At 51.2% G+C, this 11,737-nt stretch carries 9 protein-coding genes; 6 read left to right on the forward strand and 3 right to left on the reverse strand.

Annotated elements, in window-relative coordinates:
- Positions 1 to 8: 8 nt before the first annotated feature.
- Both BZG25_RS04315 and BZG25_RS04320 read left to right on the forward strand, forming a co-directional pair.
- The gene (locus BZG25_RS04315) at positions 9 to 2,867 is read left to right on the forward strand and encodes a valine--tRNA ligase (RefSeq protein ID WP_077638564.1); all 2,859 of its coding nucleotides are present in this window, start codon (positions 9 to 11) and stop codon (positions 2,865 to 2,867) included.
- Positions 2,868 to 3,100: 233 nt separating this feature from the next.
- The gene (locus tag BZG25_RS04320) at positions 3,101 to 3,484 is read left to right on the forward strand and encodes a DUF2061 domain-containing protein (protein ID WP_077606068.1); all 384 of its coding nucleotides are present in this window, start codon (positions 3,101 to 3,103) and stop codon (positions 3,482 to 3,484) included.
- Positions 3,485 to 3,547: 63 nt separating this feature from the next.
- On the opposite strand, the gene BZG25_RS04325 is transcribed toward BZG25_RS04320, so the two are convergent.
- Positions 3,548 to 4,549, reverse strand: coding sequence for a M48 family metallopeptidase (locus tag BZG25_RS04325; RefSeq protein ID WP_077638565.1), 1,002 nt, complete (start codon positions 4,547 to 4,549; stop codon positions 3,548 to 3,550).
- The gene (locus tag BZG25_RS04330; RefSeq protein WP_077638566.1) at positions 4,546 to 5,676 is read right to left on the reverse strand and encodes a YjgN family protein; all 1,131 of its coding nucleotides are present in this window, start codon (positions 5,674 to 5,676) and stop codon (positions 4,546 to 4,548) included. Before BZG25_RS04330 ends, BZG25_RS04325 begins: the two co-directional genes overlap by 4 nt.
- A gap of 293 nt (positions 5,677 to 5,969) precedes the next feature.
- On the opposite strand from BZG25_RS04330, the gene BZG25_RS04335 reads away from it, so the two are divergent.
- Positions 5,970 to 6,494 carry a GNAT family N-acetyltransferase gene (locus BZG25_RS04335; protein WP_077638567.1) on the forward strand — a complete coding sequence of 175 codons (525 nt, stop codon included), beginning with the start codon at positions 5,970 to 5,972 and terminating at the stop codon, positions 6,492 to 6,494.
- A gap of 69 nt (positions 6,495 to 6,563) precedes the next feature.
- Here the strand turns inward: BZG25_RS04335 and rraB are convergent, their stop codons facing one another.
- Positions 6,564 to 6,944, reverse strand: coding sequence for a ribonuclease E inhibitor RraB (gene rraB / locus BZG25_RS04340; protein WP_077578682.1), 381 nt, complete (start codon positions 6,942 to 6,944; stop codon positions 6,564 to 6,566).
- Positions 6,945 to 7,271: 327 nt separating this feature from the next.
- Between rraB and arcA the strand changes: the two genes are divergently transcribed.
- The 3 genes from arcA to BZG25_RS04360 form a co-directional block, all read left to right on the forward strand.
- Positions 7,272 to 8,492 carry an arginine deiminase gene (gene arcA / locus BZG25_RS04345; RefSeq protein ID WP_077638568.1) on the forward strand — a complete coding sequence of 407 codons (1,221 nt, stop codon included), beginning with the start codon at positions 7,272 to 7,274 and terminating at the stop codon, positions 8,490 to 8,492.
- Positions 8,493 to 8,720: 228 nt separating this feature from the next.
- Positions 8,721 to 9,851 carry a DUF3103 family protein gene (locus BZG25_RS04350; RefSeq protein ID WP_077638569.1) on the forward strand — a complete coding sequence of 377 codons (1,131 nt, stop codon included), beginning with the start codon at positions 8,721 to 8,723 and terminating at the stop codon, positions 9,849 to 9,851.
- Between the two features lie 912 nt (positions 9,852 to 10,763).
- Positions 10,764 to 11,737, forward strand: a 974-nt coding sequence (locus BZG25_RS04360; protein ID WP_371326846.1) for a hypothetical protein, incomplete at its 3' end; no start/stop codon positions are given.

The raw sequence follows: 11,737 nt of genomic DNA on the forward strand, positions 1-11,737 counted from the left end.
AGAGCGCTATGGAAAAGACATATAATCCACAATCAATCGAAAAAGCGCTGTATCAGCGCTGGGAAGAGGAAGGCTATTTCCGACCTCATGGTGATACCAGCAAAGATGCATTCAGCATCATGATCCCGCCTCCAAACGTGACCGGTAGCCTGCATATGGGCCACGCGTTCCAGGATACCATTATGGATACCCTGACCCGTGCCGCACGGATGAAGGGCAAAAATACCCTATGGCAAGTGGGAACGGACCACGCCGGTATCGCGACGCAGATGGTCGTGGAGCGCAAGATCGCCGCCGAAGAAGGCAAAACCAAACACGATTACGGTCGTGAGGCCTTTGTTGACAAAATTTGGCAATGGAAAGGCGAATCTGGTGGCACCATTACTCAACAATTGCGCCGCTTAGGGGCCTCTGTCGACTGGGATCGCGAACGCTTCACCATGGATGAAGGCTTTTCCAATGCCGTCAAAGAGGTGTTTGTTCGCCTGCACCAGGAAGACTTGATTTACCGCGGTAAACGCCTGGTGAATTGGGATCCTAAGCTGCACACGGCCATTTCTGACTTAGAAGTGGAAAACAAAGATAAGAAAGGCCACATGTGGCATTTCCGTTATCCGCTTGCTGATGGCGCCCAAACTGCCGAAGGCAAAGACTACATCGTGGTGGCCACCACTCGTCCAGAAACCATGCTGGGCGATACCGGTGTTGCGGTCAACCCAGAAGACCCGCGCTATAAAGACCTGATTGGCAAGCACGTATTGCTGCCTGTGGTCAATCGTCGCATCCCAATTGTGGGCGATGAGCACGCCGACATGGAAAAAGGCACCGGCTGTGTGAAAATCACCCCCGCGCACGACTTTAACGACTACGAAGTCGGCCAGCGCCACCAGCTACCGATGATCAACATCCTGACCTTGAACGCCGACATTCGCGATCAGGCTGAAGTGTTTGACCATAAAGGCCAGCCAAGCGATGCTTTCGATAGTGCCCTGCCAGAAAACTACCAAGGCCTGGAGCGTTTTGCCGCACGTAAAGCGATCGTGGCCGAATTTGATGCGCTGGGCTTATTGGATGAAATTAAAGATCACGATCTGACCGTGCCGTATGGCGATCGCGGCGGCGTAGTGATTGAGCCAATGCTGACCGACCAGTGGTATGTGCGCACCGCGCCATTAGCAGAGCCGGCGGTAAAAGCTGTTGAAGACGGCGATATCCAATTTGTGCCTAAGCAGTACGAGAACATGTACTTCGCGTGGATGCGTGATGTGCAAGATTGGTGTATTTCACGTCAGCTTTGGTGGGGTCACCGCATTCCTGCGTGGTACGACGATCAAGGCAATGTCTATGTGGGCCGTGACGAAGACGAAGTGCGTCGCGATAACCAGATTGGCGACGACGTCGCGCTGCGCCAAGACGAAGACGTGTTGGATACTTGGTTCTCCTCCGCGCTTTGGACGTTCGGTACGCTAGGCTGGCCAGAAAACACCGATGCACTGAAAACCTTCCACCCCACCGATGTGTTGGTGTCAGGTTTTGATATCATTTTCTTCTGGGTGGCGCGCATGATCATGATGACCATGCACTTCATCAAGGATGAAAACGGCAAGCCACAAGTGCCGTTTAAGACCATTTACATGACCGGTCTTATCCGCGATGAAAGTGGCGCCAAGATGTCAAAATCCAAGGGTAACGTACTCGACCCGCTCGATATGATTGACGGCATCAGTGTTGATGACTTGGTTGCCAAGCGCACCGGCAACATGATGCAGCCGAAGCTGGCAGAAAAGATTGAAAAGGCGACCCGTAAAACCTTCGAGAATGGCATCGAGGCCCACGGCACCGACGCACTGCGCTTTACCCTCGCGGCATTGGCCTCAACCGGCCGTGACATCAACTGGGATATGAAGCGCCTTGAAGGGTATCGTAACTTCTGTAACAAGCTGTGGAACGCCAGCCGTTACGTACTGATGAACACCGAAGAGCAAGATTGCGGCATGAGCGGCGGCGAGATGCAATTCTCATTGGCCGATCAGTGGATCGAGTCTCAGTTCCAGCAAGCGGCGAAAGACTTCAATACTCACCTCGACAACTATCGTCTCGATATGGCGGCCGGTGTCTTGTATGAGTTTATCTGGCACCAGTTCTGTGACTGGTACTTAGAGCTCACCAAGCCCGTACTGTGGAAAGGTGACGACGCACAGCAACGTGCGACCCGTTACACCCTGATCACTGTCTTGGAAAAAACCTTGCGTCTAGCGCACCCTGTGATCCCATACATCACGGAAGCGATTTGGCAGAGCGTCAAACCACTGGTTGACGGTGTCGACGGCGACACCATTATGAACCAGCCGTTGCCGCAATTTGATGCCAGCCGTGTTAACGCGCTAGCCTCAGAAGACATTGAGTGGGTGAAGCAGTTTATCGTCAGCATTCGTAACCTGCGCGCAGAGTACGACATTGCGCCAAGCCAGCCGCTTGAAGTGATGCTAAAAGCCGCGGATAGCCGTGATGCTGAGCGTGCCACCCGCAACCGCACCACCTTGAATGCCTTGGCAAAACTCGGCAACTTCACCGTGCTTGACGGTAGCGAAACCTTGCCTGCGTGTGCCTCTGCGTTGGTCGGCAGCTCGGAGATCTTGATCCCGATGGCGGGCTTGATTGATAAAGACGCCGAGTTAGCACGTCTGGATAAAGAAATCGCCAGAGTCGAAGGTGAAATCAAGCGTGTTGAAGGCAAGCTGGGCAACGAAAGCTTTGTCGCCAAAGCACCTGAAGCCGTAGTGGCGAAAGAGCGTGAAAAGCTCGACGGCTACCGTGAGAGCCTCACCAAGCTTGGCGAGCAAAAAGCGACGATCGCCGCGCTATAATCCTCGGCTCACTTAGCCTATCAAGCCACACCGCTCGGTGTGGCTTTTTTTATATCCCACCTCAGCGCAACCTTGGCTTGGTCAGCTTTTAAACGCTTGTTATCCCTAGCACTGATCGCCGTTGATAGCTCTGCTCTATGTAAAAGATAGTGAGAACCGTTTTTATTTATCGACACAGACACGACATACTGTCAGTGTTGATTAAACGCGTGTTGCCAATAAGGAGCTACACCATGAAGAAGACACTCAGTTTTGCGGCTATCCACTTTTCTATCGCCTTTACCGTGGCCTATGTGCTAACCGGCGATATCATCATTGGCAGCCTGATTGCGATGACCGAGCCCACCGTCAATACTGGCGCGTTTTATCTTCATGAAAAACTCTGGCAGCTTAGCCGCCAAGCGCGCCCAGCGGTCAAAACGGCCAGCTTTGCGGTGATACACTTTAACGTTGCCTTTTTGGTGGGCTATTTAATCAGTGGCGATTGGCTAGTCGGTGGCGCACTGGCGCTGGTTGAGCCGAGCATCAACACCTTGGCGTACTTCTTCCATGAAAAGGTGTGGCAGCGTCGCCATGCGGTAAAACCGGCACCGCTTCACTTGGGGCATCATCATTAAAAAAACCACCGGCACGCTGAAGGTGCCGATGATTTTTTATTGTTTACGCTTGCTCACGAGCATTTAACGCGCGCTTTCAATCGCCTCAATCCGCGCTTTCATGCCAGGGTGCGTACTTAACCACTCTAGCTGTTTACCCGTATTATTTGCCTCACCGAGCCGCTCAAACATCACCTTCATCGCATTCGCATCCCCATAGATAGCCGTCATATGTTGCTGGGCATACGCATCGGCTTCTCGCTCATCGTCGCGTGAGTAGCCTTGCGTCAGCAAAAACACGCCACCTCCCAATAAGTTGTCAGCTAACCCCGTGCTTTCACCGGTTAGCAAGGCAACGGTGGTCGAGATCAGGGCGGCACGCACCAGGGACTTCAGCGAGTGTTGGTATGCCAAATGCCCCACCTCGTGCAACAAGATGCTATTCAGTTGTGCGGGGGTATCCGCTAACGCGACAAGCGCATCGGTCACAATAATAGTGCCATCAGAGAGTGCTAACGCATTCGCAGTGCCTTCCCACTGCCGAAACTCGAGCCTTGGCTCAACAGGAAGCGTCGGCAACTGCCCGACCAAAGCGTCAAACTGTTGCTGCACCTGCACTTGCGTTGCCTGACTCAACTCAGTCGGCGCTAGCATATGCTCATCCAAGGTCTCCTGAGTTTGCTGACCAATCTGGCGGGAAACCTCATCAGGCACCCAGGGCACCAAGCTACGACTCAAAGCAGGCAAACCATGGCTAAACAGCAGCACCACCAATAACACGACCACCAGCAAGCTTGCCAGAATCGCTAACTTGTGCTGCTCCAACCAATGCAACCACTTTCCGCGCCGCGAAGGTCCAAGCGCAGTGGCCAGAGACTGACTCTCATCAGGGGTGAATGTTTGCCCGTCAGGAAAGGTCAGTACCAATGGCAGGTTCCCCACCGGTACCGACACATCCATGTCTACAAGTGGCCAAGCATGTTCACCCTGCTCAGTGGTGACATACACATGGCGATCAGCCAGCGTTAGCTCAGCATCGAGCTTTGTCGCACTGTGGGGAGGGTGATAGATGCCTCGCCAACTCATCCAATACCTACACCTAAATCAAAGGCATTAGCCACCTCGTCAGCCACGGCATTGTTATTGGTCACCGCCTCGCCTTCAGCGTGCAGCTGAGACAAATCACCGATAACAAAGGTCACATTGGCAAGATAGGCCGCAGTGCGCACTTTTACCCATGGTGTGGCAATACCAATGGTGACAATCAGCAACGCCAAGTTCGTCATCAGTAAGTACAAAAGCCCACCCACTGTCATGCGAGACGCCAATTGATAGGCAGGGCTATCGCCGATTTCGACCTGACCAAAGAGGTAGTTGCGGATCCTAGTACGAATAAAAGCGTTAATAATGATGACCGTCAGCGCCAAGAACAAATAGGCGCCGATGATTAGTAACTGGAAGCTGCCGCTGCTTGGCGATGTGAAGGCACTAACATCGGTTCCCATCACAATGGCCACTGCGATCCCAGCCATCGCCGAAAGGCCAAACCAAATAAGGCCGGCTTGCAGATAGGTTTTGGCAAATATTTTCCAGCTTACCTCAGCCTTAAATTTTTGATTTCCATAGGTAGAGTGATTGAGGTAATAACGTGCGACTTGCGAGGCAATCCATGCATAAGACAAAAAGCCAACCACAATGGCAAGTAAAAGGAGTGTGATGCCAAAGCCAAAATGGCCACCAGTCAGTTGCGAGCCGCCAAAGAACGACACCACGCCTATGCTGAGGTAGCACAATACCGGCAGCCCCAAGAAAACCAAGTACGCGGTTGACAGTTTGCCCGTAAAGTCGAACCGAACATTACGGTAGCTGGTCATTCTGGCATCAAAGCGCATATTGTTGCGAATTAACCAGGGCATCAAGGCTACCCCTATCGCTAGCAAAGCCAGTGATGCAATGGGGAAAAGCTGATTAGCAATCACCCAAACCAATACACACACTGCTGCGATAATTCGGCCAATCAAAATTTGTTTAGGTAAGGCGTGATAGCCAAAACGATCGCCCGCAATGTCTGTATTACCGTAAAAATATTGATTGGTTCGTACTTTTGCCCATGCTGAGTAAATCCCCAAAGTCACACAAGACAACAATATATTTACAATCCATATGCCGAAGAACTCTTTCCCCTGACCATGAAATTTAACCTGATTTTCCATTCACTTATCTCTTAATCAATAATAAATGCTAATTAACATTACAACGTCCAAAAAACCGGCAGGAATTATGGCACAAGCTTGAGTGCTTTGGTTAAAAAAATAGACAGAAATACAACCAATATCCCGCAACGGGGGGAGAACAAGAGAGCACTGAAAAAATAACACAAGGCAATCTTAAGAATGAGGCGGAATAATAAAAGACGACCATAAACGCATCTTGCTGCGGCGGCACTCAGTTGTGAAAAGCCATCTGGTGAGGTAATTTATTGATACATATAATTCGGAGTGTATTCATGGCCCAGGATAGGCCCCAAGACTTACACGAGCCAAGCTCACACGCACCTTTAACCGTGCGTTTAATGACACCAAACGATAACCCTGCGATTGCCGATGTGATTCGTCGCGTTTCTGCCGAGCATGGTCTCAGTGCCGATGCCGGGTTTAGCGTCGCTGATCCCACCCTTGACTGCCTTAGCGAGCAATATACGCACCCGCAAGCGGCCTATTGGGTGATTGAAGCCGATGGGGAGATCCTCGGCGGTGGCGGTATTGCCCCTTTGCCTGGACACGATAGCGTGTGCGAGCTACAAAAAATGTATTTTTTGCCAGCACTGCGAGGCAAAGGGATGGCGAAGCAATTAGCTATTCAGGCGATGGAAACAGCGCGTGCATGGGGCTATCAACGCTGTTATCTCGAGACCACCGCCAACCTCACCGCCGCCATTGCCTTGTATCAATCACTCGGCTTTACCCCGTGTGCGCGCATGGGCAACACCGGTCACGATAGCTGTGAAGTCACCATGATAAAGATGCTCTAACCCCACTAGGCACAAAAAAAGCCACGTTAACGTGGCTTTAATCAGTATGCTTTATTCGGCGATCGCGCGTTACTCGCTCTCGGGAGCGTCGTCTTCATCCGATTCGAAGTAAGTGCCCCAGCCGTCGTAATCAATGTTGTGCTTATCCGCTAACGCCACCAACTTTTCAACTTGCTCATCAATGCGCTCAGCATTCAAGGCCGTTTCCATCACTGCATCAAAGCAAACAATAGTGCCGCCCTCTTCCAGCTCAAGCTCTTCAGCCTCGGCCACTTCAAAGCCCATTTTAAAGGCTTCTACCGCCGCATCTTCCAGCGCTTCAAAGGTATCGGCACACAGGTGGTGCTCAATGGTATACAGCGCATCAGGATCACTGCCATCGGCGAGAAGCTCCTCGATGATCATCCGCGTTTCTTGGTGTTGTTGTTCGATAAGTTCAGCCTGTGACATAGACGCGACTCCAGAAAATGAATACGGGCGCAATATGGCACGGTTTAGCAAAAAATGCCACGTTCCATCATAGTGTCACTGATGAGAAAACCGCCAAGTTAATGAAATTTCTGTGACCTTGCTAGTTCGGCGAGATTGTTAGTGATTTGTAACATTGACCTCCCCCGAGAAGGTTGTCATTATTCGAGCATCCAAGGAGGAGATGAGACACGCCCACCCTGTGCAAACGGCCTGCATTCCCACCTAACCGGTGAGTACACCTCCCGTGTGTGCAAAGCGCTGTTTGTCTCATTACCTGGCCCGTATTAAGGAAAAAGAGGACCTACCATGAGTGAGTTTTACGTTGGATCCGAAGTTGGGCAACTGAAGCGTGTACTGCTTCACCGCCCTGAACGAGCGTTGAACCACCTGACGCCATCTAACTGCCATGAACTGCTGTTTGATGATGTATTGGCCGTTGAGCGCGCGGGCGAAGAGCATGATATGTTCGCCCGCACACTGATCGACCAAGGCGTACACGTTTACCTACTTCACGATTTACTGGTCGAAACCCTCGCGGTGCCAGAAGCCAAGCAATGGCTGCTCGACACCCAACTCAACCAATATCGTCTCGGTTATCAATTCGCCAGTGATGTACGCGCTTATATGGCGGACATTGACCACAACACCCTGGCTGACATTCTACTTGGCGGTTTAAGCTATATCGACTTGCCCGTGCAATCATCCTCGATGATGCAGGCCATGCATGATAAGACCGACTTTGTGATTGAGCCGCTGCCTAACCACCTATTTACCCGCGACACCTCGTGCTGGGTATATGGCGGCGTATCACTCAACCCCATGGCCAAGTCGGCGCGCCAACGTGAAACCAACCACCTACGTGCCATTTACCGCTGGCACCCTGAATTTGCCGATAGCCCGTTTATTAATTACCTCGGCGATGAAGTGCGTGACTACGACAACGCCATGATTGAAGGCGGCGATGTGCTGGTTATTGGCCGCGGCGCGGTGTTAATTGGTATGTCCGAACGCACCACCCCACAAGGGGTTGAGCAGCTGGCACGCAGCCTGCTGTTTAGTGGCCAAGCCAAAGAAGTGATTGCAGTGCAACTGCCGAAAAACCGCTCGTGCATGCACCTAGATACGGTGATGACCCACATGGACGTGCACACCTTCTCGGTTTACCCCACTGTGATGCGTCCCGACTTGCCATGCTGGCGCCTAACCCGCAAAGGCGAAGACAGCCTTAACGTGGAAGCGCAGTCTTGCTACCTCACCGCGATTGAAAAAGCGCTCGACGTTGGCCCGCTGAACATCATTACCACCGGCGGTGACAGCTATGCTGCTGAGCGCGAACAATGGAACGATGCCAACAACGTGCTCACGGTCAAACCTGGGGTGGTGATTGGTTATGAAGGCAACACCTACACCAACGAGAAATACGACAAAGCCGGAATCAAGGTGCTCTCGATCCCGGGCGACCAACTAGGTCGTGGCCGCGGTGGCGCGCGTTGTATGAGCTGCCCACTCGAACGCGACGGCATTTAACCTCACGCCTTTTCGCTTTAACGCCCGGCCACTTGGCCGGGCGTTTTTTTGCCACTCGCACACTTTGGTACCAAAAGTGACTAATTTCATGCCGCAGTTGCGCCTTTTTTATGAACTCGGCTCACATCACATTATTTTCTAAATAGCATTATTTCTCATTTACGTCGCATGATGGCCTTAGTCAGCATCCGCTGGCGTCAGTTGGAAACACAACAAAAAGGAAACGCGATGAAGAAAAATACGCTCATTGCCCTATTATTGGCTGGCATCACCCAAGCTTTGACTCCCGCTTTTGCGGCCAATGCCGATAATTCAGTGGTTGATATAAAACGCGACACCGCCAAACAACTGAGTCAAGATTATGCGCTATTAGCGCCTGTGCTCCACCGTAGCATTAATGCCTATGGCCTGAATGCGTCGCTACAAAGTCTCACCCAAACGCGTGCACATCAGCTTAATGATCAACTGCGCGCGGCCGACCGCGCCTTGCGAGAGGCACAAGGGGTCGAAGAGGTCGCCGAACAGTTGCTTGAAGTGCGTCTGGCAGACCCCAGCATGCTCGCACGCTGGCAAGCTGGCCAAGCGCCACTGTTTGCCTTTGAGCCAGCAGGCGATGATAAAACCTGGACCCAGATTGAAGCCTACGACACCAACGGCAAGGTACACTGGCTAGACGTTAATCAGTTGCCTGACCGTCCTATTTTGGTAGTGGATGCCAATGGTGAAGCCTCACTTAAAGCTGGCCTAGAAGTGATGCGCCGCACCCTGGCCGAGCAAGCCCCAGCGCCCCGTCAGCGTCGTCACGCGCCAATGATGGCACAAGGGCCGGCCGAGCCCATTGACACCACAGTACTCAAATCAATCCGCCTTGAAGACGACCAAGAGCCTTGGATCTCCGGCGCAGCCGAGGTATACGCGATTGTCACCGGCGTGAACCCCAGCCGTGACGAGCCCACGCTAGATATTGTCGATATGCCTTATTTGGATTACGACCAAACCACCTATCACCCTAATCAAGTGATGATCCACTGGGAGCGTTATCGCTGGGGCGCGGCGGACGTGATCTTGATGGAGCAAGACGACGGCACCAACTACAAAGAATTGGCCTTGAAGTTAAACGAGGTGGCGAGCGACATCATTGCCGCCATTCCAGATTTAGAGGTGCAAGCCTATGGCGTGATCACCAAGATCACCGGCAAAATCATTGAAGCCATCCCCGACGGCTGGCTCACCAACGATGATGACTTTGTGGATGTGTACTACACCCTACTCAAAGACCGCACCTACCAAGATCACATCGGTGCCGGCGGCAACACCACCGCCACCTGGGAACCACTGACCATCGAACCGACAGAATAATCTTGGGTTGGGGATAGAAAGCCAAAACGCAGCCATGGGGCTGCGTTTCTTGTGTTGGAGTTGACTCACCTAGCCATGGTCTCGATCGCTTACTCGTTCCCACGCTCCTGCGTGGGAATGCATATCGCGTTTGAACCAAGCCAGAAGCGTTACAAAGCCAGCGAGCCGAACTTGTCGAGTGTGATTACTTGATTTTGCTGAACGGATCCCTGTTCTCACGCGCTCTAACAGCGTGGCCAATGTTAGTTGGCCACTACAGTTAAATTCAAAGCGAAAAATTGCGCACTTGCAGACAAAAAAGAAAAACCGGACACCGATGACATCTTTGCGTCGGTAACCTTTGTAGAGCACGGGCCTTGAGTCAAAAAGTGCGCAGTATCAAACAAAGTGAAGTCTGTTAGTACTTCTCCACATTCATTGCAATACAGAGCATCATTATAAGTCGTCCACATGTGTATGCGCCGTAGCTTTGGCAGATTATTAAAGGCCCGATCAATAAATCTATTGGACCTACTTCACGGTTTGGTCAGAGTTAACCTAGCGATGACAACAAAAGTATCCAAAAATCTAGCTTACTGAGTAGAATGCATCGCTATGATTCTTAATTGGCGGGCAATGCGGTGGGTTACAAAATAGTTCGACTGACTGAACTTATGACGTATGAGTTCGGTCAAGCAGAGGGTGATATTGAGGCGCTTCTAAGAGGCGTTTTTGATAGGGATGTTGACCATTTAACATATGTCCAAAATATTACGCACCAATTTATCGTCTCTGTAATGATACGATGCGCATATTCATTTCAACTGCGTGGAAAGTGATATGAGCTTACCCGATATCTTTGACCCTTCTAAGCCTCATCGGTGTCCTTTGATGCATCCCAACCCGTCAGTGTGTCGTTGTACGAGTTGTGAGATGGCTAGGCAATCGGCCGCGTCAAAGGCGGCAGTAGAAAGCGCGACGGCTAGCAATTTTGCGCCCACCGGCTCGTTGATGCCAGTAAAAAACGAGGTAAAGGAGCCCGTCGCCACCAAAGAATCTCCCAGAGAAAAAGTTGAAAGACAGCGTAGAGAGCGGCTTCAAGAACGAGAAAAGGAATGGCAACAGCTTCAAAATAAAGTCAGCTTTGAGCTAGGTTGGATGCAATCACCGGTTACTCAATCACAATCTGCCTTGTGGAACAGTCTTTTTACCTCTGAAACCACCACAGAGCAAAAGCAAACCATCAAGCAGTGTAATGCACACCTCAATGAGCCTGTGCGTCAGGGTGAGATTGTTTTACTGCCAACAACGAAACCAGAAAAACAACACGAGCAGGAGTTACTCGATAAGTGGATAGAAGAAGCCAAGATCGCCAGTGCTGAATTAGGCAAACTTCTGGATGAGGAAGTGGTCACGCTTAACCGTCACTTTGAGCTTTTTTCTCATCAACTAGATGAAAGAATCCGTAAAGATGGATTGCCAACGGATTATTACGCTCAAGTGGCGACGGGCGTTGGGGCAACGTCTGCGCTTGTCCAACAAAACTTAAAGAACATTCAAAATGTCCTGTTAGAAATAAATACTCTTTATGCTTCTCAAGTGGCTATGGCGAGCCGTACTGGAGGCATGAATTACGGCGCATTTGTTGCTGACCGTGCGGCGTTGTTTAAAAAGCTTGATGGCTCTTTTGCAATACTCTCCAAGCGTAACGTTCAGCTCCCTGTTTACACGCAAATCAAGCGTAATCTAAAACTCTCCACGAAGTCCGTCATTCATAATGCGGATGAAATATTAAAAACAGGCTTTGTGAAAGAGTTGGGCAAGCGTATTGGCAATATAGCGATAGGGATTTCCGCCGCTAGAGGTTTGGGGTATGTCGGGCTAGTGCTCGGTTTTGCCAGTGGTGT

Source organism: Salinivibrio sp. ML198 (genome assembly GCF_001996015.1).
Classification (GTDB): domain Bacteria; phylum Pseudomonadota; class Gammaproteobacteria; order Enterobacterales; family Vibrionaceae; genus Salinivibrio; species Salinivibrio siamensis.